The following is a 24005-nucleotide window of genomic DNA, read 5'->3' as shown; positions in this document are numbered from 1 at the left end:
TTTGTAATGGCTCGAATTACTCAAGTACAGAAACTAGAAAATCAAAAAAACTACGATGAGATCGTACTAAACCTTTTTCTGGCTGAAGGACATGAAGCACTAACTTATGCAAGGATTGCTCAAGAGATTGGCATTAGTTTAACGACGCTTCAGGGCTATTATCCGTCGACCCGCGCTATTCGTTCAGTACTTCACGAACACATGCTATCGATCGTTATAGACGGTCTAGACTTTTCATCGGAAGCGCTTTTTATCCAATCTTGGCAAGCCGCTCTAGATAATGAGCAGTTTCGATACGTGATTAAATTGATGTTTTTCCATGCTTCGCAAATCAAGAATCCTGAGCAATTTAACCTCAGCTCGAACGGCGAATTTCGTGAAAAGATGTTGGACAGTTTCGGCAACAACTCACTTCGAATCCTTGAAATGGTAGTCGGACGCTCAATGTTCTATCTCACCAACTTCAAGTAACGCTAACCAGCTTACTGAAATAGAAAAAGGGAACCCTAGGGTTCCCTTTTTTAGACTATCAGAAAAGTGAGCAGCGATGACCTGCTCAACTTATAGACCTAATTTAGCTTGTAAAAAACGGTCGATAACGGCGGCAAACGCAGCTCAATCGATGTGTCTAGCCCTTCGCTCTCTACAGATTCAATCTCAGCAGTCTGCTTCACTTCAAAACCGCTGCCTGCATAGTCGACAGAGTCTGTATTCAACAACAATGCGTATTCACCTTTTGCAGGAACACCTAAGCGGAAATGCTCGTGAGGCACTGGCGTAAAGTTAGACACTATCAATACTCGCTCACCAGATTCACTGATGCGCTCGTGCGCAAGAATGCTCGCTTCAGCAGAGTCCTGTAGACGCCATTCAAAGCCTTTCGGATCAAAATCAAGATCGTGCATTGCAGCTTCAGAGCGGTACAGATTGTTCAGGTCTTTCGTTAAACGCTGAACACCTTGATGACGCTCGTAATCCAGCAAAAACCATTGCAGCTGGTCGTCATGGTTCCATTCAGCCGTCTGACCAAATTCTGCACCCATGAAGTTCAGCTTCTTACCTGGTTGCGCATACATGTAACCCATATAAGCACGTAGGTTTGCCGTTTGCTGCCATTCATCACCAGGCATCTTGTTGTGGATAGAACCTTTACCGTAAACCACCTCATCGTGAGACAGAGACAATACATAATTCTCACTGTGTGCGTAAACCAGTGGGAAGGTAATCGTATCGTGGTGATATTTACGGTTGATTGGGTCTTCTTGAATGTAAGACAAGCTGTCGTGCATCCAACCCATGTTCCACTTAAAGCCAAAGCCTAAGCCGCCCATAAAAGTCGGTGCTGAAACACCAGGGAAAGCCGTTGATTCTTCAGCAATCGTCATCGCATTCGGAAAGTGTTTATACACTTCTTCGTTCATCCACTTAAGGGTTGCGATAGCGTCGTAGTTTTCGTTGCCGCCATCCGCATTCGGGATCCATTGGTCATGGCTACGCGAATAGTCGAGGTACAACATCGAAGCAACCGCATCAACACGGATGCCATCAATGTGGAATTGCTCGAACCAGTACAGTGCATTAGAAACTAAGAAACGACGAACATGCTCTTTGCCTAAATCGTAAATGTACGAGTTCCAATCTTGATGCCAACCACGACGTGGATCTGGATCATGGAATAATGGCGTACCATCGAAGTTTGCTAGGCCGTGATCATCACTTGGGAAGTGAGCAGGAACCCAGTCCAGAACAACGCCAAGACCCGCTTGGTGACATTGATCGACGAAGTATTTGAAATCATCTGGAGAGCCAAAACGGCTAGTCGGTGCAAATAGACCTACAGGCTGATAGCCCCAAGAACCGTAGAATGGATGTTCTGAAACTGGCATTAGTTCAACGTGCGTGTAGCCAAGATCCGTTAGGTATGGGATCAGCTCTGCCGCAAGCTCGCGATAATTTAAGAATTCACCTTCAGCGTTACGCTTCCAAGAACCTGCATGCAATTCATAGAACGAAAGCGCTTCTTTGCGCTTTTGCGTTACCGGGCGATTTTGCCATTGAGTATCTTGCCACTGGTAACGAGCGTGATCGTAAGTTACAGATGAGAACGATGGGTATTGCTCAGAGTAGAAACCCCATGGGTCAGCTTTGTGTGGTAAGCCTTCGCCATTTGGTCCTTTTAATTCAAACTTGTATTGAGCGCCTTCTTCCAGTTCAGGAATGAATAAGCCCCACATACCGTAATCTAGGCGTTGCATTGGGTGGCGGCGACCATCCCAAGCGTTGAAGTTACCCACCAAGCTTGCCGCAGTTGCATGCGGTGCGTACACCAAGAAACGCGTACCTGAAATCGTCTGTCCATCACGCTCTAGCGTAATAAACTGAGCCCCCATGTGATGATACATATCTTTCGGTGTATGAAGATCTTCATAACTCGCGTACAGATCGTGGTACTGGTAAGGATCATCGATGATCTGTTCTACGCCAGCCCAATCAACCGCAAGCTTATAGTGAGTAAAACGTAAGTCTCTCTCTTGCTTAAGAATGAAACCACTTTCACCCTCTCGCGCTAACTCAATACGAGGTTCCTTTCCAACAATCAACTCGACTTTATCTGCCCCAGGAATCCACACACGTAATGCACCTTGCTCAGAAGGTAGGTATGGCCCTAAAAACGCGAATGGGTCTGTGAAACAAGCCTGTGATAGTTGGGTATATATTTGTTTTTGCTTTGAAATCGAACTTAGTTCCAAAACGTTTCTCCCTAACCAAACATCCAAAAAACATAATACAAAAATGCCCGCTATTAGTGCGGGCAATATAACGACGGTTTATTCTACCAGATGAGCATTCATTATTGAGTGACCGAGGTTGTAGTTTCGTACGGCGTAAGCAAAAAACCACCTAATTTCAAGTCACTCACGTCATTACTTACCGGCTTTTTCTCGAACGTCAGTCAGCTTAGAAGCGATACGATTAACGCCTTCGTGAGCAAATATTTCGTCCAAGTTCATTGATAGTTTACGACGCCAGTTAGGGTATTCATCAACCGTGCCAGGAATGTTTACTGGCTTGTCCATCTCTAGCCAATCTTCTAGCTGAACGCTCAGTAGTGTTGAACCACCAGCCGCTACGTGCAGTTGAAGTGCCTCAGCAAGGTAAGAGTCCATCGGTACTTGGCTCGCATCGCGGCCCACACCTTCTGGTAGGAAACCATGCCATGCTACTGAATCTAAGATACCTTGCTTGCACTCTAGGCGGTCATCGAACAAGGTTTCTAATTGTTCTGCATCTGGGTATAAGCCAATCTCTTGGCCCATTTTCAGGTCATCACAGTGCCAGAAGCCACGAAGCGTTGGCATATCGTGAGTACACAGTGCCGCCATCGATTGTGATGCGTAGTGTTTTGGTGAGATGAAACCACCGTCATCTTCTGATGTTTCGAAGAAGAACACTTTGTAAGAGTGCACGCCAGCATCTGCAAGGATGTCGACAATCTCATCCGGTACCGTTCCTAAATCTTCACCGATAACGCTACATTGGTAACGGTGAGATTCAAGCGCCAGAATAGACAGCATATCTTGTACTGGGTAGTAGATGTACGCGCCCTTAGTTGCGTTCTCACCCTTTGGAATCCACCACAAGCGCAGTAGACCTAAAACGTGGTCGATACGCAGTGCACCACAGTGCTTCATGTTCGCACGAAGTAGCTTGATGTAAGCGTCGTAGCTTGTTTCTTGAAGCACTTCTGGGTTTAACGGAGGTAGACCCCAGTTCTGACCCAAAGGACCAAGAATATCAGGTGGAGCACCAATGCTCGCATCCATCACTAGGTTGCCTTCGTCAGCCCAAGTCTCGCTGCCTGAATCTGCAACACCTACCGCTAAGTCACGGTACAGGCCAACAGCCATGCCCTTCTCTTCTGCAAGAGACTGTGCATCGTTGATCTGGCAATCTGCTAGCCATTGCAGGTACATGTACAGATGAACGTTTTCTAAGTTCTCTTTGATGTATTTCTGTGTCGCTGGGCTGTCGAATGTACGGTACTTCTCAGGGAATACCGGCCATCCCCACATGCCAGAATCTTCTGCATGCAGTTCACCATGTAGAGCATCAAACGCCGCTTGATGCATCAGGCTATCGCCACCCTCTTCTACGAAGGCTAAGAACGCTTGTGCACGGTCGCTGTTTTTGTCTAGATGACGAGTCTTAAATTCTGCGAATAGCAGAGGCAAGATGCTCATCTTAAGCTCAGACACTTCGGTGTAGTTTACCCAGTGTGCTTCACGCGCTTTTTGTAGACGCTGTTGGAACTCTGCGCTGCCGACTGTTTGTTGTGCTTCTGCACTTAGTGCAAATTCAGGAACTGAACTCACATCAATGTATAAGATGTTCAACCAGCGACGAGAAGATGGGCTATATGGGCTCGCACCTTCAGGATTAGCAGGGAACAATGAGTGAATTGGGTTTAGACCAACGAAGTCACCACCGCGAGATGCGATATCAGCAACCAATTGTTTTAGATCACCGAAGTCACCAATACCCCAGTTGTGCTGAGTTCTTAGTGTGTAAAGTTGAACACTTGGTCCCCAAAGCTTTTTGCCTTGCTCGATTGGTGACTGCTTGAAACACGCTTTTGGCGTAATAATCAGTGTCATCTCGTAAGGCTTCTTACGGCGCTTACGGCTCACAATGAGCTTGTGATAACCCCATGCCAAATCACTTGGCAATGCAAACACTAAAGGGCCACCCTCGGCACGCTCGTCACGAACGACTTGAGATTGAAGATAGCCTTCAAGTACCTCTCCTTGCTCGGTTTCTAAGCGCCAGCTGAACTCACTTTCACGAGCACTTACACCTAGATTAAGCGCCACTTCTACTGGCTCACCGTCACGCAAGACAAGAACTGGGTCTAGTACATCTTTTTTGTGTTTTCTTTCTGCTGACTTAAGCAGTGCATCATCGCTGCTTGTATCGTAGCCCAACGAAGCCAATAGAGACGTGATCGTCTCGTCTGATACTTGTGCTTCATCGCCCCACGCACTAACGTAACTGTCGGCAATGTTTGCCATTTCTGCGACTTGTTTTAATACGGTCTGTTCTTTCATCGCTCTCTCCGAAAACGTTCTGACGCTTTCTATTTTGTAGGGTTGTTAATTTAATTTTTACTAATCAATTAGCTTGTGACAATCGGTTTGTAAGCAGCTTGTTTATAAACGAAACCTTTAAGCCTTTCGTTTGCTCACAAGCTAATTGAGCCAAGGCAGAAACTGCCTTGGCTACTTTGGAAGTATTAACGGTTAACCGCTTCAAGTTTCCAGATGTTGTTCACGTAGTCGCGGATAGAGCGGTCTGATGTGAACTTACCAACCAATGCTGTGTTAAGAATTGCTTTCTTAGCCCAACCTGCTTGGTCTTTGTATTGCGTGCCCATGTCTTCGTGCGCTTTCACGTAAGATGCGAAGTCAGCAAGACATAGGTAAGGGTCACCACCGTCTAGCAGGCTATCAAACGTTGCACGTAGAAGGCCTGGTTGACCTGGAGTGAACTCATCGCCAGTCAGTAGGTCTAGAGATGCTTTCAGTAGTGGGTCTGCATTGTAGTAGTCGTATGGGTTGTAGCCTTGAGCTTTCAGAGCTTGAACACCATCAACGTCTAGGCCGAAGATGTAGATGTTTTCATCACCCACTTCTTCACGAATCTCAACGTTTGCACCATCCATCGTACCGATAGTTAGCGCGCCGTTTAGAGCCATCTTCATGTTGCCCGTACCAGATGCTTCTTTACCCGCTAGTGAGATTTGCTGAGAAACGTCTGCTGCAGGGATGATGATTTCAGCCATGCTTACACGGTAGTCAGGAATGAATACCACTTTCAGTTTGTTACCGATGCGAGGGTCGTTGTTGATCTTCTCTGCAATCTTGTTAACCGCGAAGATGATCTCTTTCGCTAGGTGGTAACCCGGTGCTGCTTTCGCTGCGAAGAAACATACGCGTGGCTCACACTCGAAACCAGGTTCGTTAAGAATACGGTGGTACAGAGATAGAATGTGTAGCAAATCTAGGTGCTGACGCTTGTATTCGTGAAGACGTTTGATTTGAACGTCAAAGATAGCGTTAGTATCTAGCTCGATACCCATGTTCTCTTGAACCCAATCAGCTAGGCGCTGTTTGTTTTCTTTCTTAACAGCCATGAATTCTTTTTGGAATTTCGCGTCTGTTGCAAACTTAGCGATGCCTTCTAGCTGCTCAAGTTTTGCTGGCCATTCAGTGCCGATCTTACCCGTGATTAGCGTAGATAGACCTGGGTTACAGAACTTCAACCAACGACGTGGCGTGATGCCGTTCGTTACGTTAGTCAGTTTACCTGGGAAGATTTCGTTGAACTCAGGGAACAAGTCTTTCTTAACCAGTTGTGAGTGAAGCGCAGCTACACCGTTTACTTTGTAAGAACCAATCACACATAGGTTTGCCATGCGAACCATGCGGTGGAAACCTTCTTGGATGATAGAAAGCTTCGCTTGCTTCTCACCGTCACCAGGCCACATCTTGCGAACTTCTTGCATGAAGCGGTGGTTGATTTCAAAAATGATTTCCATGTGACGTGGAAGAAGACGGTTGATCAGTGATTCAGACCAAGTCTCTAGTGCTTCAGGAAGTAGTGTGTGGTTCGTGTATGCGAACGTATGAGCACTGATTTCCCATGCTTGGTCCCAAGATAGACCTTTCTCGTCAATCAAGATGCGCATTAGCTCAGGAATCGCAATCGTTGGGTGCGTATCGTTAAGCTGAATCGTTTCTTGCTTAGGCAGATCTTCTAGAGAGAAACCTGCTGCTTCGTGACGACGTAGAATATCGCGAACCGATGCTGCTGAGTGGAAGTACTGCTGCATTAGGCGCAGAGTCTTGCCTTTCTCGTGGTTGTCGTTCGGATAAAGTACTTTAGTGATGTTACCTGCATCGATTAGCGAGTGTTGCGCTTCGAAGTAGTCACCGTTGTTAAAGCTTGCTAGTGAGAATGGTGCAATTGCCTGACATTCCCAAAGACGCAATGGGTAAACCGTGTTTGACTCGTAACCTACGATAGGTAGATCCCAAGGCATTGCTTTCACTTCCATACCTGGAACCCAAGTACGTACTTCTTTACCGTCGATGAATTCAACTTCTACATGACCGTAAAAACCAATGTGTTGTGCTAGTTCTGGACGAGCCACTTCCCATGGGTAACCTTCAACACCGCGCCATGCGTCAGGTGCTTCTTGTTGGCGACCGTCTTGGAAAGACTGCTTGAATAAACCGTATTCGTAGTGAAGACCGTAGCCTACTGTTGGGTATTCTTGAGCGGCACAAGAATCCATGAAACAAGCAGCTAGACGACCAAGACCACCATTACCTAGTGATGGGTCACGTTCTTCTTCTAGAAGGTCAGTTAGGTTTTGACCTAGCTCTTCCATTGCATGAGTGATCTGTTCGTATAGACCCATGCTGATCAGGTTGTTACCTGTTAGACGGCCAATCAAAAACTCAAGTGATAGGTAGTTAACGCTCTTCGCGTTCTTAATTTTTTCGTCATTTTCAGTTTCTAACAGATCAAATGTTGTGAGTTCTGCTAGCGCACGCCCCATTGCTAGGTACCATGCGCGGCTATCTGCGTTTTCAATCGTTGTTGCGTAGGTTGCAGATAAATGTTTCTTAACACTCTCTTGGAATGACACTTTATCGAAAGTTTTTTGCTGAGTTGGTTTCATTTCAGAAATCTCGCTTTTAATAGTTCTAATTCATCTGTGACATATCGTGCATGGTCACCATAAACTAAACATCCTCCCGCTAATGCAACTGACTAGGAGTAGATGGGAGGGCGTAGGGGGCGTACCGACTTAGGGTTAGTGATCTGACTCTCATGTTCTGACTGCGAACAAAAACTTGGAGTGACTAAGATCACAAGCTCCCGTTCGATAACTTAACTTCAATTGATGTGACTTTTATTTAACCCATTTAAAGTCATTGCCAAATCTGAGTTTCAGATCACGAAAATAATTTCCAACTCTCATCTTTTGCATTGATTCCCGTGTAGGGATGAACGAAGTCACATTCACAAAGCAACCCGCAACGTGAGCAAAGTCTCAAATAAAGGGCGTAGACACCCAAAAACATGCAGGAGTGCAAGGTTTCTGAGGAGGATCGTAGTCGGTAACGTTTGGCTTCACGTAATATGAGTAAAGACTTAAGTAATTAGGCTCATGTCATTGGAGTGCACTCAACGATAGATTGGGATATTCCAGAACATAGCCACGGAATAGGTGTAAAACTTCGATATGTGGATCCCTTCGAAACTGACTCGTCCCGGCCGCTTACATAATGCAATCCTACGACCTAGGGTTCTCGATCTGCTTCACAATGCAGATTGCTATAAGCTTGTGTTGTTCCGCTCTCCAGCGGGCTACGGCAAAACCACCATGGCTGCACAATGGTTGGTAGATAAACCCAATGTGGGTTGGTACAGCATTGATGATAGCGACAACGATGCCTTCCGCTTTATCAACTACCTACTTCAATCACTTAATAAAGCGACTCAAAATGCCTGTCCGAATGCCCAAAAGCTGGCAGAAAAACGACAGTTTTCATCGCTGCATTCTTTATTAAGTGAAGTATTTGCCGAGATGTCGGAATTCCATCACGAGTGCTTTCTGGTGTTGGATGACTATCACTTGGTCAACAATGACGACATCCACGAAGCCATGCGCTTCTTCCTCAAACACATGCCCGATAACCTAACGTTGGTTGTCACCAGTCGTGGTACGCCACCACTTGGTACAGCAAACCTGCGCGTTCGTGACTTAATGATCGAATTAGGTAATGACTCGTTGGCGTTTGATACCGAAGAAACCACACGCTTTTTCAACCAACGCGTAGCCGACGGCATTGATGACACCACGGCAGATAGCATTTGTAGTTATGTAGAAGGTTGGCCTTCTGCACTACAACTTATCGCGCTACAAGCACAACACCAAAAACGCACTCTTGCACAGTCCGCAGAGTCATTCTCTCACTTTAACCATGCCCACCTTTGGGATTACTTGGTTGAAGAAGTATTCGATCTACTGGATAAAGAAACCCGACAGTTCTTGATGCAGTGTTCAGTACTTGATCATTTCAATGACGAATTAGTCTGCGCGCTTACACAGCGTGAAGACGCACTGGGTATGATCGAATCACTCAACCGATTTGGCTTATTCATCTACCCGCTTGAAGGCGAGAAAAACTGGTACCGATTCCACAATCTATTTGGTGAATTCCTCGCACATGAGCGCCAAGCTCGAATTCCTCAGCAAGAAGCAGAACTGCATCGAAGTGCTGCAAAAGCGTGGATCAAGCAAAACACACCACACCAAGCACTACGTCACGCACAGCGCGCTGAAGATCCAGAACTGATCATTCAAATCCTGACTGAGCACGGTTGGCCGATGTTCAACCAAGGTGAGCTTTCGTCACTAGAGATGGCGATCAAGCAACTGACTACCGACCAACTTTACAGTGAGCCAAAGCTTTCGATGTTGCGTGCTTGGCTTGCACAAAGTCAGCACCGTTATGACCAAGTGGGTACTTTGTTGGAAGAGGCTGAGACTCAATATCAAGCTCGAAACATTGAACTCGATACTCAGCAGCAAGGCCAATACAACGCCTTACGCGCACAAGTTGCCATCAACAGCAATGAGCCTGAGAAAGCATTGGAATTGGCTGAGCTTTCGTTGAGTCAGTTGAACACCACCGTTTATCGTAGCCGCATTGTCGCAACCTCGGTTGTGGGCGAAGTGAATCACGTAATGGGTAACCTAAGCCGTGCGCTACCGATGATGCAACAAACAGAAAAACTGGCACGTCAGTATCAGGTTTACCATCAGGCCCTGTGGGCGATTCTGCAACAAAGCGAAATCTTGATTGCTCAAGGTTATGTTCAAGCTGCATTTGAGCTACAAGACAGTGCATTCAAATTGATTGAAGAACATCAGCTGCAATACGTACCTCTGCACGAATTCTTGCTGCGTGTTCGCGCTCAGATCTTCTGGTGTTGGAACCGACTAGATGAAGCGGAAGAGTGTTGCTACAAAGGCTTAGATATCCTTGGTCACCACTCTCCGAGTAAACACCTGCACAGCTATTCTATGTTGGCTCGTATTTCATTGAGCCGTGGTGAGATTGATAAAGCGTCGAAATTTATCGACCAGATTCAGCACCTATTGCGTCAATCGACTTACCACGTAGATTGGACGGCAAATGCTTCTCTTTCTTTGATTCTGTTCTGGCAAGTAAAAGGCGATAAAGAAGCTATCCGTGATTGGCTGAGTGTGGCTGTTCGACCTGAATCGGCAAGTAACCACTTCTGCCAACTTCAGTGGCGAAACATCGTTCGTGCTCACATCATCCTTGAGCAATATGAAGACGCAGAAGAAGCGCTGACCTTCCTTAAGAGTGAAGCCCAGCGTTCGCACCTGATTACAGACACCAACCGCAACTTGATCGTTGAAGCCGTGTTACGTACACAAATTAACGATGAAGACAGCGCACGAATACTACTCGAAGAAGCGCTTCATATGACTAACCAAACCGGTATGGTCGGTAACTTCTTGGTAGACGGTGGGACTATCGGGCATATCTTGGATAAGTTGAGCAACAAGCCAGGCTTAGGTGATTTAGAACGTCACCGCGCACAACAAATCATGAAAGATATTTCCGCGACCCAACGCAGCCGCTCGGTTCACTTCGATGAAGACTTTGTTGAGAACTTGGTTAATCACCCGAACATTCCTGAGCTTGTGCGTACTAGCCCACTCACCCAGCGTGAATGGCAAGTACTTGGTCTGATCTACTCAGGATTCAGTAATGAGCAGATCGCTCAAGAACTCGATGTAGCGGGTACCACAATCAAGACTCACATCCGTAACCTTTACCAAAAGCTCAACATTGCTAACCGTAAAGAAGCAATCAGCACAGCGGAGAACTTGCTGCAGTTGATGGGGTACTAAAACGGATTCGAGATTCGAGATTGATTCGAGATTGATTCGAGAAAACATAAGCTAGTCACCGATGGTGGCTGGCTTTTTTTTCATCTGAAGTTTAGAACCTAAAAATGTAGGAATGGGAAAAGTAAAAAGACGATCACCAAACGACAGGCAAAAAAATAGCCAACCGCAATAATCGCGATTGGCTCTATATATTTGTGAACAAATCATAAGTTCACTAACAACGTCAGTTGGCTAGGTGACCCTCGGCTTAAGAAGGGTCAATGTATATAATGCAGTTAGCGTGCCAACTTTTATTCGACGTTTTATAAGCCCTGCACCGCATAAAAACCATGAATTTGTCATGCGAATTGCAAAGTGCATTTGCATATTGCAACCAAGATGCAATATCGATAAGGGATCAGTTTCATCTCTGCTCTTAATGACAAATCACTAAGTGGTTGTTATCTAAATGTTAGGCAAATATTCACTTCAACTTATTGCCTTACAATTAATAGAGTAATAAAAGCCCTTCCCCAAAAGCATATTCATACTTTTTTTACACTAAAGTTTGTATACTGCACAAAATCATCCTCAACTCTATGAAGCAATGAACTACTTAAGTACTTTTTTCAAAGGCATGGCTATGGGCGCAGCAGACGTTGTTCCTGGCGTGTCGGGCGGAACCATCGCATTCATCACTGGTATCTACGATACGCTGCTAGAAAGCATTCGCAGAATTAACCCTAGCGTACTTGGCTTATGGAAACGCGAAGGCTTCAAAGCCGCGTTTAATCACATCAATGGTTTCTTCCTAATTTCACTGTTCGCGGGCGTATTCACGAGCATTGCGACATTCGCAAAATTGATTTCTTGGTTATTAGTCACCCACCCTGTTCCACTGTGGTCTTTCTTCTTCGGCCTGATCTTGGTCTCGGTTTTCCATATTCTTAAGCAAGTAGAGAAACGCGATATGATTCGCTTCGTGTTTTTGCTGCTTGGCGTTGCTTTCGCTTATAGCATTACCGTGCTTAAGCCGCTGCAAATGGAACCAACCAGCATCAATGTTCTGATTGCAGGTGCGATTGCGATCTGCGCGATGATTTTACCGGGTATTTCAGGCAGCTTTATCCTGCTTCTAATTGGCATGTATGGCCCAGTACTTGGCGCCGTTAAATCGTTTCAAATCGATGTGCTTGCCCTATTCCTTGGCGGCTGTGTGATTGGTCTACTGACTTTCTCACATGTACTGTCTTGGCTATTGCGTTCATTCCGCGACTTCACGCTTGTGTTCTTAACCGGTTTGATGATCGGTACGCTTCCTAAGATTTGGCCGTGGAAAGAGACCATCAGCTGGCGCACAAACTCAAAAGGTGAACAAGTTCCTCTGATTCAAGAAAACCTATCGCCGTTTGATTTTGAAGCCGTAACCTCTCAGCCTTCTCAGTTGGTGTTGGCAATTGTGATGATGCTTGTAGCCATTGCCTTAGTTCTAGGGCTAGAGAAATTTGCAGAGCGTAACGCTGACTAATCATCCGGCGTACTTCTGGAACATGTTCAGAACGGATAGAACTTAGAAATACTAAGTTCACCTCTCTATTAAGCAGACAAAAGCGAAGCCAATGGCTTCGCTTTTTTAGTTCTACCATACGCACAAAATTGCTTTTTGATACAAGCACGTATTGAGGGGTATGATAACATCGCCGCTCTTATAAAATTAGATGAGAACACGACATGCACTCTGCATTAAAGGTTGCTGCTGTTGGGATCGCTCTCGTGGCAGGCTTTTATGGGCCGCAAGCAATTCAGCAATTTAAATCAGCGATGGAGCAAGCCTCTGCTGACGTTAACTTAGATGATTACTGCATGCTTTCAACCACATCGTGTGAGCAAAATGCGGTTGCGATGACACTCGATAGTGAAACGGCTCAGCCACTCGTTCCAAGCAAAATCAAAGTAGTTTGGGAAGGCGCAGCTTCTGACACATTAATGCTGTCGCTTATTGGCTTAGAAATGGAAATGGGATCTGCTCGTTTTCAATTAAAGAGCATTGGCAATAATACCTATGAAGGTGATGTGATTTTACCTGTATGCACTTTAGATAAGATGACATGGATCGGTGAGCTCACCGATGGTGTCGATACTGTAAACCCTGCAATAAGGATGGCAAGATGAGTAGAAATTGGTCGTTAGCATTGGTTGTTGCTTTCGTACTTGGCTTTGGTATCAAAAGTTATCTTGATGGGCAAAACGAAACTCAAGAAAAACACGCTGCAAAACAAGAGTTCTCCGCAACGACTCTTTTCGGCAAGGACAACCAGCCAACGGAAATCTTTGACCAAACCGATGACAGAATTCGTATCGTTTACTTCGGTTTCACACGTTGCCCAGATGTGTGCCCAACTTCTCTAGCTATGTTAGCCGGTGCACTTAACCAAGTTTCTGATGAAGCAAAAGCCAAGATGCGCCCGATGTTTGTATCTCTTGACCCTGAGCGTGATGCAGCAGAAGCCTCATACGAATACGCACAATACTTCCACCCAATGATGGAAGGGTTAAGTGGCCCGTTAGATGTGACAACAACGCTTGCACATAACTACGGTGTTATTTTCAGAAAGACCAAGCTTGAAGGTTCAGAGTTGGAATATACCCTTGACCACAGCTCATATTTTTATTTTTTAAAGCCCGACGGTACCTTGATTACCAAAGTACCGCACACGTTGACGCCAGCGCCAATTGTTGAGGCTATCAACAAGCTGACGCAATAAAACGTAAAAACAAAGAACTTACTCAATAAAGTTCAAAAAAAGTCAGGTCCCAGACCAAAAACATAAAAATTAAGGACAACAACATGAAGTTAAAAGCACTTGCTCTAGCAGGCTTATTGCTCACTCCCTTTGCTCACGCCAATAGCGATATTATGGTTCATGACGCGTACGCTCGTGCAACCCCGCCTTCAGCAGTGAACAGCGCGGTATTCACGACTCTGATGAACCACAGTGACAAAGATCGCGCTATTGTTTCTGCGACTACACCCGCAGCAGGCAAAGTAGAGCTTCATGATGTTATCGTTGATGGCGACGTAATGAAGATGCGCCAAGTTCATGAGATCACAATTCCTGCGAATGGTGAAGCGGTACTTAAACCTGGCAGCCTGCACATTATGTTGTTCGACCTAAAAGATGGTCTAAAAGAAGGTGAGCAGATCGAGATGACTCTGACCTTCGCTAACGGTGAAACGCAAACCTTTGAAGCGCCAGTTAAGAAAGTAATGAGCGGCATGAAAAAGATGAATCACGATCATCACTAATCGGATTCACAATCAATGAAATAAATTAAGCCACGATGACTTCTCGCCATCGTGGCTTTTTGCTAAACTGAGCTCGCTTTTTATTCAAAGCCTGACCACATTAATAACCAAGGAGAATAGAAGATGATTGTAATGAACACACTAAAACTGGCAGTAAAAGTAACGCGTTAATTTGTTTGGTTAATCAAACTTAAACACCGAGCTACCAACTTATCGTCATCCATTGACGACCGCACACTTTTACCCGGTTTACACTTGCTCGCACATGATCAAGGCATGCACATGACGCATGAATCAATCCGGGGTCCTATCTATTTGAATTCGACCCAAACTCTAAAGCATTTTTGACGTTTCGACGCTTTTAAATTCATACCATCAAAGCTCGCACGTCTGGGTAAATAGACATGAATTCACAAAACGCATTTTCTCATCCAATGTCACTTCAACAACTTGGATGGCAACCTGTATTCCAACAACAACTGACACTTGAAGATTACGACCATTCAGTGATCGCCCGTATTACCGCACACCATCGCAGCGGCTACACATTGGCGTCAGAACAAGGCGAAATCGTTCTACCTATCCATCAAAACCAACCGGCAATGACCGTTGGCGACTGGGTAATATTGAACTCTGAACTGCAATTCGATCGCTTACTAGAACGCCAATCGCTCTTTAGCCGAAAAGCTGCGGGCAGTCGTGTGGCTGAACAATATATTTCAGCCAATATCGACACAGTGTTTATCGTGGTTTCATTGAACAACGACTTTAATCTGAGTCGCATTGAACGCTACCTGGCACTCGCAAATGAAGCACAAGTTGAAGCGGTTATCGTCCTGACGAAGAAAGACTTGTGTGACGACTACGAAGACAAAGTACAACAGGTACAAAGCTTAGACCCGATGCTGATGATCGAAGCGGTCAACAGCCTAGATCAAGACTCAACCCAAGTACTTTCACCTTGGTGTAAAATCGGCAAGACCGTCGCGCTAATGGGCTCTTCTGGTGTGGGTAAGTCGACTTTGGTTAACTCATTGCTAGGTGAAGCATCGCAGGCAACTGGTGGTATTCGTGAAGACGACAGTAAAGGTCGTCATACAACCACATCACGATCACTCCACTTGCTCGCATCAGGTGGCTTGCTTCTCGACACTCCAGGAATGCGAGAGCTACAACTTGCAGACTGCGCTGAAGGCGTGAGTGAAACTTTTTCAGACGTCGAAGAGTTAGCAATGCACTGCCGCTTCTCTGATTGTCATCATGAATCAGAGCCGGGATGCAAGATAAGGGCTGCCATTGAGAGTGGTGAACTGTCTGAAAGACGATTTACTAACTATCAAAAGCTACTGAGAGAGCAAGCAAGAAACGGCGCTTCTCTTGCAGAGCAACGCGCTAACAATAAGCAGCTTTCCAAAATGTACCGAAACGTACAGTCAGAAAGCCGCAATATTAAGAAAGGCTCAGCTTAAGCAGTTGGATATTGACGGTAATCTGAGTTAATCGCTCAACGCTGAGCTGAAACACCGAGCCCCACGTGTCAATCGCGTGGGGCTTTATCTACAAATTCCCCTCCTAATCAACAAGGGATATTAAGATATCGTCTGCTTCCGAAAGTAAAAATTCACCATTTATAATAGTTGGAATTTTTCTTAGCGAGTTAATCATCACGTTAATGATTCTCTTTATCCAGTTCAATATAATTCGCCCTTGAACAATAAAGTTAAAATACGATTAATCGCGTCACTTTTACTATCAGATTGACTGAATATAACGAACATAAAGTATCGAATACCGGACAAGTATAATCACCTTCAGAAGAAAATTTCATTTCAAACCACCTTCCAAGGAGATAGAAAATGCTTCGTCTAACCACCATATTATTAACGCTTCCTCTAGCTGCCTGCTCTACAATAAATACTGACTTCGAAAAGCAAACCGATTTCTCAATGTACAAAACCTATGATTTCAGCTCGCCCGGGACTGCGAAAGAAGAGAAGAACAAAATACCGATTAGTATCGACTCAATCAGGATTGAAAGTGCGATCATTAAAGAAATGAGCCGCACAGGGGTTTCATTTGTAGAGGACGGAGGCGACCTATACGTCCGCTACCAACTTCAGCAAGCATCTGAACTTGTGTCTTCCGGCTCGTCATTTGGTATTGGCTATGGTTGGAACAATTTCCGTGGGGGAATGTCCACTCCACAAAATTATCACCAACAGACGTACGGACAATTGGTTGTAGAACTGATCGATGATAAAACCAACATCGTTGTATGGACCGCGAATTCAAGCCGGAAATTGACTCGCTCAATGAGTTCTAAGGAACGTGAAGAGCTGATTTACGAGGAGATCGCTGAAATGTTTCAACAGTACCCTTCGTACAAATGATTGAAAACTTCTAGGTGATAACTTCTTCAAATATCGGCCATTGAATGTGCAGATAGAGGAAGCCTAGGCATTAGAGGAAGAAGGCACCAAAGCCACTAATGCAATAGATCAAAGCTGCATCATATTGTTATATACCCTCAACCTTAAAGCTAACGCTGTAACTCACGTCCGAGTGACGAGTTTCACTCCAATCACGTTAGGAGCTCCATTTTCGTCTATATATAGACGAGACGTTTAAGGGGATGCCTAACGTACTCAAATGCTCTTTATGTACCAGACTCGACTCTAAAACAGGATCGTGAAACATAATTGTCAGCGAGGGCAAAAGCGGCTATTCAGCTTGATTAGCAAACCTAGAATATTCAAACGCGATAGCATTTAACAACTGAGGTAAGTCTTTAATATTTTGTTTATTAATTTCGATATAATCATCAACGAAGTGGTCTTTTTCTTCGGCTGCCTTATTAATAGAACAACCTAATAATAGAATACAACTTAGCGCTAAAAGGGTTAGCTTCTGCATTTACAATGCCTTGATTAGTTTTAGGTAAGGGATGAGGATAGAAGTGGTAAAAAGCTCGAAAGGCGCTCAATAAATCGACATTCACTTTTATTGAGCATGAACCTTCTCGTAGTTCCATTTCAATCATATTTACTCAATCATTTAACTGTTATTGCGTCTTATCAATCCAATATTTCACCATTACCGAAAACTCTTGGTACCTATCTTGATAACAAAAATGACCACTGTCTTTGAATACGGTTAACTCAGCATTCGACATGCGTTTAGCTAAACGTTCTCCATTGTCGACGTAAAGAATTGCATCGTTTTCTCCCCAAAATATCTGAGTGGGTAACTCTATTTTATCGAGCAATGGATCAACCGTTGCTAGACTTTTTGGGTAATCTTTAAACCATTGCATGACGGCAGGAATTCGATTGCGATAAGAAGCAATATAGTCGGAAATCTCTTCTTGATTGGGGCGATAGTTCGTATAGCAAACCTTGATACAGCCTTGAACTAAAGAGCCAGCCCCTGTCACTTTAAAAACAGTGCGCCAAAACGATGAGTCGACCATTTTTCGGATGGCGCTTGCATTTGACGAAGGATTAATTGCTGGGCCATCGCCTATCAATAAACTTTTGACATCATTGTCATATGTGCCCACATAGTAAACGATCGCGGGCATACCAACGTCAGGCCCCAATAAATGTGGTTCTTGAATATCCAAATGATTTAAGAATTCTTTTAAAAAGTCGCCTTGAGCCTTGAAAGACATGTATTCAATCCCGCCCGCACTGCCGCCGAACCCAGGCATATCGTAAGCATATAGGTTGTAGTGTTCAGCCAACCCTGTCCAAATAGGGGCATACGCAAGAATGCTTTGAGGAAAAGGGGAAAGCATCACAAGAGTCGGTTTACCAATCGCTTCAGAATGTGCGTATCGAATATCGACACCATTTATCTTGGTTCGCTTTATTGGCATGGATGGTGTCGTTTCAAATGTTGGGAACATTGGATAGTCGTTTTTTCTTCGCAACTGCTCCAAGCTTTTATATTCAGAAGTCAATAACATCAGTGCCGATGCGTTAATACGATCAAACACGCTAATTTTTTCTATCTTAGGAGTATGTGTCATTAATTAATCTCTATTTAATTCTCTGAAGTTAAAAGACGCTGAAACCATGATTAAAAATTTCCATCCAATTTATTTCTGGTTCTCAAAAAATAGTATTGGGGTTTACTCAACTCAGTATTTACAGCTATCAATAATTGTAGTTAACACCATTATTACTAATATTATCGCCACTACTTTATCGATATATTTGATGTTAACTAACATCGTTGGGGTCTGTTAAAACTCGTTAAATTACGTCATTTATGCTATGTTTATGACCTAATTCACAGAGGTTTGGATGGATCAATGACTATCAACACAACTTACTTTATAAGGGTAAATAGCCTGATGAATTTGTATTACAACGTATGTAATCAATATTATTCAGATCCAATCTCCCCACAGACAATTCCCCAATCCGCGTTTAATCACACAATGAACCTGTTGCCCATTTCTGAGGTATTTCAGCTTTATGAAGAACTCGAATGCTATACAAAAAATCCAAACTTTATGCTCGAGGCTGTGCGCCATTTCCGGGTCGAAGACTTGGGCGGATTAGGCCAATGGATGTTCTCTGGTCATGACTTAATGTCGACGATAAGAAAGGTAAATTACGGCATGGGGTGTATTCAATCCGGTGCTTTTTGGGTTGCTGCACCTGCGGGGTCTATCATCAAGTGGACTTACAACAATCAGTATGATGCAGAACACTTAGACGTTCATGACAGTATTAGAGTCGCTGTTTTGATGTCAAAAATATTGAAAAAATACCTTGGGGCAGACTTTGCTCCGATGCGCGTACTACTTTCAGGAGAGCGTGCGGATGAGAAACTATATCAAGATTATTTTGGCTGTGATGTCGCGTGGAATCATCATCAAACAGAGATCTGGTTTCATTCCAGCTTACGCTTGGCAAACCTGGCTGATAATCAAGATACCAAGCAAACCTTTTCGCTGAATTTTGAGGATTTGGACCGATGTTTAGACATGCCCGATCCTAGCGATGACACTAAGTTAGTTTATGAAGCCATCAACTACTCATGTCATTTTGGTTTACCGACACTCGAAAGAGTATCGAACCTGTTGGGCCTATCAATTCAGCAGTTTCAACGTAGATTCCATAAATATGGCCACAACTTTACCGAAATGTGTGGTTTTGTCTTAAGCAACAAAGCGGTCAAAATGCTAAGCCAATCAATACCAGTCGAAGAAGTTGCAAGCAGTTTAGGGTATAACCATCTCGATAGCTTTACGCATATGTTTAAGAAGCATCGAGGCATGACACCCAAGCAATATCTCAAATCATTGGAATAAAATAAAACATCCGCAGAGTGTCTCTACTTGCGGATGAGAAAGGTTGCATCACCTCGCTAGATGGCTTGGATACTGATCTCGACACGGCGATTGCAGGCTCTTCCGTCTTCGGTTGCATTGTCACAAATAGGGTAACGTTCACCAAGGCCGCTGGTACTGATTCGTCCACCTTTCACTTTTTGATTCACTAAGTAAGCTTTTACTGAATCAGCACGTTTCTCAGACAACTGCTGATTAGAAGCATCATTGCCAGTACTGTCGGTATAGCCTTTGATCTGCAAATACGAATCTGGGTACTCGACCAATATTCTCGCAACACCATTCAATGAATTGTATACCGTCGCTTCAAGTAGGTATTCACCAGAGCGAAAACCGATGCCGTTTTCCATCACCAACACTAACTCATTTTCACCAACACGCTTTACTTGAACGCCTGAATCTAGCAACTCCTGACGCAAAGCTTCCTCTTGTTTATCCAGTGAGTAGCCGACTCCTCCACCGATGAGACCGCCAGCCGTTGCCCCAATTAACGCTCTCTTTTTCCGTTCTTTTGAATTATCTCCAGACAGGAGACCAATCGCAGCACCAGACAAAGAACCAATCGCAGTCCCTTTTGTTGTGGAATTCGTTTCCATCTCACCAGTCGTTGCGTCCTGACGTTGAGTCGCCTGACAGCCCACCAAGCTCGTTAATAGCAACAGAGAGATAATAGGTTTAATGCATCTTTTTATTTCAGAAGATATGAATAGCATAAATATATTCCAGTTAAATTTAGACTTTCGATTAAATATTCACTGAATAGCAAACATATTAAAATTACAGACCACGACTGTGGCCCGTAATTTCATTAATAATCTTATTTTGAATAATTCGGAATTAAATAACCGAATTAACTCTGGTTCTAGCTCTAGAAAGAGTAGAAGTAATAGAGCTGCGACTTCATACGTAAAATGATTCCACGTATTACGTCAAGAAACGCCATAAGCTCTGTTGGCTTTTCTCCACTGATCCAAGCTAAACCAACCGCCCCGACTGGTACGCTATAACCCTCAGGCTCAAAGACTTTCAACCTAACAAAATGATGTTTATTTTGTAGGTTCTTACCTGTTGTAGAGCGAACATTCTGGTCAAAGCCAAGCAAGTTACTTTGCGCTTCGCCGGTTGCTTCAATAATACCTTCAACCTCTGCCGTGAATATTTTCCCTGGATAAACTGGCGTTGTAAATTCAGCCAATTGACCCGGTTTAACATTTCTAATCGCTTGATGATTCACTCTCATCAATACGTATTTCTCGTTGGTGTACATCTGCAATCGTGGAACTCTAGAAACAAGCTGACCTTCACGAAGAATAAAGTTAGTCACAAAGCCATCAGCGGGTGCATAAATCTTGGTGCTATCAAGATCCCATTTTGCTTTATTCACCTTCTGAATTGTTTCGTTAAAGTCTGACTGACGGGATTCAACCGAGAGTTCCGCTTTGGTTATTTGTAGCTTGGCTTTCTCTACATCAGATTTCTTTTTGCTCAGCTGTGACTCAAGCTTGGCCACAGTGTACACAGCAGAATCGGCGACCGTTTGCTGGTTATCAATCATGCTTTCAGTGATCGTATTACGCACGACTCGGTTTTGTTCAAGATAACGCTTCAACGTTCTTTTCTGTAAGTCTCTATTTGACTGAGCAGCTGAAAGCTCACTTTGTGTCATTTCAAAATCATGTAACGCTGCCTGATAGCTGGATTCAGCGATTTTTACTTCTTCAGCCGCAGTGCTAACCGCTACGTTTGCCGAGTCGCGCGAAATCTTCGCTTGTTCATAAGCAATTTGATAAGGCTCGTTTTCAATCTCATAGATTAACTGCCCTTTCTCAATGCGTTGGTTCGGGGTGATATAAATCTGATCGACCTTGCCCGAGACATTGGTTGAGGTTGGGCGAAGCTGAATGTGAGGAGACTGCACCACAGAGCCTCCCGACAAATCCATTGGTGTATAGTTAATTAATCCTACCCACACAAATAACAACCAACCACTGCCTCCTAGATAAGCGAATGCTTTAGTCCCTGTGTTCCAAGGCATGCCAACAAGTCTTAATAAATAGATGAACAAACACCAAACCGCTAAACCTTCTAACATTTAGACATCCTCTGATTGATTAACTTGAGCCGGAGAATTCCATAAATCACGCAGTCGGATAATGGCTTTTTCAAAATCTACAAAAGCAATGATAATGGCGAGCACCCACACCCAGTGCCAAATGAAGCCAATCCAAGTGAGCGCGGTAATCAACCCTATCTGATGGTGGTCAGTCTTATGAGCCTTTTGAATAGGGATCTCGTGAAGCTTCCAAAAACCGAACAGGCCAGCCGCTATGGTGCTGATCAGCACGATAGCGGCTGCTATATGTAAAACGGTATCTGCAGAGGTCTCTACATAAGGGATACTGATTAAACTCATTGCTCATACTCTTGTAAATTAAGACCAACACAGGATATATGCCACCCACTTACAACGGCAATTTTAGATAAATTACGTCATATAAAATAACATGTTGATATAAATCATCAGATAAGGTGTGCGGTATATCAAAGTAGCAAGGTATTAAGTTCAGTAGCCTGACGCTATTAAGGAGAGCTGATGAGATTCACAGCTAACGCTGCTTAAGTAGGTGGGAATGCCGATAGAAAGATTAGATGACGACAAAACATGGCAAGTCATGCACCAACGTAGATTAAGCAAAGCAGGTGATGTCTATGATGTCTGTTGAAGTGGCTTTTTTACCTATACAAGTTTAGGCAGCTATTTCCGAACACAATGTTTTTATCAGTAATGGTTTACACACCATAAATACTAGAACATTAAGCCAATGGAACATTATTCAGCAGATTTATACCTCAACAAAAGCACAAAGATTTAACATTTAGCTCCAAAAGCACCACATGGCGCAAACAATCACCCTAAAAGTAAACTATTCCTAGACACCCTCTTAGATCCCGCTAATATGACCGCCCATTCCACTAGTGTATAGTCGGATTTGGTACAACTTTATAAAAAGATACATCACTATAATAAATTAACAATTGCAGGTATTTTATGCAAAATCACAACATGCTCGCCCGCATCGCTCGTGGAAATCTCGTTCTACAGATCCTTGCTGGTATTGTTTTCGGTGTCGTTCTCGCCATGGTTTCTCCTTCAGCTGCTCAAGATGCAGGCCTACTAGGTAGTCTGTTTGTTGGTGCTCTGAAAGCTGTTGCCCCAATTTTAGTATTCATTCTTGTTGCAGCTTCTATCGCAAACCAAAAGAAAGGTCAGCATACTCATATGCGTCCAATCATTGTGCTTTACCTGATTGGTACGTTCTCTGCTGCACTAACAGCAGTAGTATTGAGCTTCATGTTCCCAACCACGTTGACTCTGGTTGCTGGTGCTGAAGGTGCTAACCCTCCTCAAGGTATTGCTGAAGTTCTTCATACCCTTCTATTCAAGCTTGTCGATAACCCAGTTAGCGCGCTAATGAACGCGAACTACATCGGTATTCTAGCTTGGGCAATCGGTCTTGGCCTTGCACTGCACCACGCATCTGCAACAACCAAAGCGGTTTTCGAAGACCTAAGCCACAGTGTTTCACACATTGTTCGCTTCATTATCCGTCTTGCACCATTCGGTATCTTCGGTCTTGTTTCGACTACGTTCGCAACAACAGGCTTCGATGCACTGGCAAGCTACGGTCAACTGCTAGCAGTTCTTCTAAGCTCAATGCTGATCATTGCACTTGTGGTTAACCCACTGCTTGTATTTGCAAAAACAAAACAGAACCCATACCCACTTGTACTGCAATGTATTCGTGAATCTGGTGTAACGGCATTCTTCACTCGTTCAAGTGCTGCAAACATCCCAGTGAACATGAACCTTTGTAAGAAGCTAAACCTAGACGAAGATACTTACTCTGTATCTATCCCTCTAGGTGCAACGATCAACATGGCGGGTGCTGCAATTACCATCACTGTGTTAACACTTGCTGCTGTACACACTATGGGTATTGAGATTGATATCTTCACTGCGATTCTACTAAGCCTTGTTGCTGCAATTTCAGCATGTGGCGCATCGGGTGTTGCTGGCGGTTCACTACTGCTTATCCCACTAGCATGTGGCCTATTTGGTATTTCTAACGATGTAGCGATGCAGGTTGTAGCGGTTGGTTTCATTATCGGTGTGATTCAAGATTCAGCTGAAACAGCGCTTAACAGCTCAACAGACGTCGTGTTCACTGCGGCTGTATGTAAAGCTGAGCAAAACAACGCTTAATAAGCTCTTAGGTATTCGGCTTTCGCTCTAAGCTCTAAGCTCTAAAAGCGAATGGCAATCGAGTAGGAGGAGG

Annotated in this window: 18 protein-coding genes; 10 read left to right on the top strand and 8 right to left on the bottom strand. The window is 44.2% G+C overall.

Going from position 1 to position 24005, the window contains the following annotated elements; all coding sequences use genetic code 11:
- Window positions 1-6: 6 nt before the first annotated feature.
- On the top strand, window positions 7-471 hold the full coding sequence (locus tag AB4507_RS04480) for a TetR/AcrR family transcriptional regulator (protein WP_372182296.1): 465 nt from the start codon (window positions 7-9) through the stop codon (window positions 469-471).
- 98 nt (window positions 472-569) lie between these two features.
- On the opposite strand, the gene glgB is transcribed toward AB4507_RS04480, so the two are convergent.
- From glgB to AB4507_RS04465, 3 genes are all read right to left on the bottom strand, one after another.
- The gene (gene glgB, locus AB4507_RS04475; RefSeq protein WP_017067442.1) at window positions 570-2750 is read right to left on the bottom strand and encodes a 1,4-alpha-glucan branching protein GlgB; all 2181 of its coding nucleotides are present in this window, start codon (window positions 2748-2750) and stop codon (window positions 570-572) included.
- Window positions 2751-2924: 174 nt separating this feature from the next.
- Window positions 2925-5105 (bottom strand): 4-alpha-glucanotransferase, encoded by a 2181-nt coding sequence (gene malQ / locus AB4507_RS04470; RefSeq protein ID WP_019821657.1) that lies wholly within the window; start codon window positions 5103-5105, stop codon window positions 2925-2927.
- Window positions 5106-5290: 185 nt separating this feature from the next.
- On the bottom strand, window positions 5291-7744 hold the full coding sequence (locus tag AB4507_RS04465; protein WP_069597239.1) for a glycogen/starch/alpha-glucan phosphorylase: 2454 nt from the start codon (window positions 7742-7744) through the stop codon (window positions 5291-5293).
- Between the two features lie 567 nt (window positions 7745-8311).
- Between AB4507_RS04465 and malT the strand changes: the two genes are divergently transcribed.
- The 7 genes from malT (at window position 8312) to AB4507_RS04430 (ending at window position 16696) form a co-directional block, all read left to right on the top strand.
- A complete protein-coding gene (gene malT / locus AB4507_RS04460) occupies window positions 8312-11020 on the top strand; it encodes an HTH-type transcriptional regulator MalT (RefSeq protein WP_017061867.1) in 2709 nt (902 codons plus the stop codon).
- 586 nt (window positions 11021-11606) lie between these two features.
- Window positions 11607-12527, top strand: coding sequence for a DUF368 domain-containing protein (locus AB4507_RS04455; protein ID WP_372182294.1), 921 nt, complete (start codon window positions 11607-11609; stop codon window positions 12525-12527).
- Between the two features lie 203 nt (window positions 12528-12730).
- A complete protein-coding gene (locus tag AB4507_RS04450) occupies window positions 12731-13171 on the top strand; it encodes a hypothetical protein (RefSeq protein WP_285953842.1) in 441 nt (146 codons plus the stop codon).
- Window positions 13168-13764, top strand: coding sequence for an SCO family protein (locus AB4507_RS04445; RefSeq protein WP_372182293.1), 597 nt, complete (start codon window positions 13168-13170; stop codon window positions 13762-13764). The genes AB4507_RS04450 and AB4507_RS04445 overlap by 4 nt, the downstream gene beginning before the upstream one ends.
- Before the next feature lie 83 nt (window positions 13765-13847).
- A complete protein-coding gene (locus tag AB4507_RS04440; RefSeq protein WP_146491016.1) occupies window positions 13848-14306 on the top strand; it encodes a copper chaperone PCu(A)C in 459 nt (152 codons plus the stop codon).
- A 404-nt stretch (window positions 14307-14710) separates the two neighbouring features.
- Window positions 14711-15775, top strand: a complete 1065-nt coding sequence (gene rsgA, locus AB4507_RS04435) for a ribosome small subunit-dependent GTPase A (RefSeq protein WP_372182291.1) — start codon at window positions 14711-14713, stop codon at window positions 15773-15775.
- Window positions 15776-16162: 387 nt separating this feature from the next.
- A complete protein-coding gene (locus AB4507_RS04430; protein ID WP_137001434.1) occupies window positions 16163-16696 on the top strand; it encodes a DUF4136 domain-containing protein in 534 nt (177 codons plus the stop codon).
- A 331-nt stretch (window positions 16697-17027) separates the two neighbouring features.
- Here AB4507_RS04430 and AB4507_RS04425 read toward each other — a convergent pair whose 3' ends face one another.
- Both AB4507_RS04425 and AB4507_RS04420 read right to left on the bottom strand, forming a co-directional pair.
- Window positions 17028-17219: a hypothetical protein gene (locus AB4507_RS04425; RefSeq protein ID WP_017072403.1), complete on the bottom strand. Its 192-nt coding sequence runs from the start codon at window positions 17217-17219 to the stop codon at window positions 17028-17030.
- Window positions 17220-17367: 148 nt separating this feature from the next.
- Window positions 17368-18336 (bottom strand): alpha/beta fold hydrolase, encoded by a 969-nt coding sequence (locus AB4507_RS04420; protein ID WP_372182289.1) that lies wholly within the window; start codon window positions 18334-18336, stop codon window positions 17368-17370.
- Between the two features lie 285 nt (window positions 18337-18621).
- Between AB4507_RS04420 and AB4507_RS04415 the strand changes: the two genes are divergently transcribed.
- On the top strand, window positions 18622-19629 hold the full coding sequence (locus AB4507_RS04415) for an AraC family transcriptional regulator (protein ID WP_017072401.1): 1008 nt from the start codon (window positions 18622-18624) through the stop codon (window positions 19627-19629).
- Window positions 19630-19685: 56 nt separating this feature from the next.
- Here AB4507_RS04415 and AB4507_RS04410 read toward each other — a convergent pair whose 3' ends face one another.
- The 3 genes from AB4507_RS04410 to AB4507_RS04400 form a co-directional block, all read right to left on the bottom strand.
- Window positions 19686-20348, bottom strand: a complete 663-nt coding sequence (locus tag AB4507_RS04410) for an OmpA family protein (protein ID WP_029235518.1) — start codon at window positions 20346-20348, stop codon at window positions 19686-19688.
- Window positions 20349-20536: 188 nt separating this feature from the next.
- Window positions 20537-21760 (bottom strand): HlyD family secretion protein, encoded by a 1224-nt coding sequence (locus AB4507_RS04405; RefSeq protein WP_372135978.1) that lies wholly within the window; start codon window positions 21758-21760, stop codon window positions 20537-20539.
- Window positions 21761-22081 carry a hypothetical protein gene (locus tag AB4507_RS04400; protein ID WP_017072398.1) on the bottom strand — a complete coding sequence of 107 codons (321 nt, stop codon included), beginning with the start codon at window positions 22079-22081 and terminating at the stop codon, window positions 21761-21763.
- A gap of 636 nt (window positions 22082-22717) precedes the next feature.
- Here AB4507_RS04400 and sstT point away from each other — a divergent pair.
- Window positions 22718-23932 (top strand): serine/threonine transporter SstT, encoded by a 1215-nt coding sequence (gene sstT / locus AB4507_RS04395; RefSeq protein WP_372182288.1) that lies wholly within the window; start codon window positions 22718-22720, stop codon window positions 23930-23932.
- Window positions 23933-24005: the final 73 nt, after the last annotated feature.

Source organism: Vibrio sp. 10N.222.54.A3 (assembly GCF_041474095.1).
GTDB lineage: Bacteria > Pseudomonadota > Gammaproteobacteria > Enterobacterales > Vibrionaceae > Vibrio > Vibrio crassostreae_C.
Note: the sequence above shows the minus strand (reverse complement) of the source record. Positions and strands in the feature narration are given on the sequence as shown.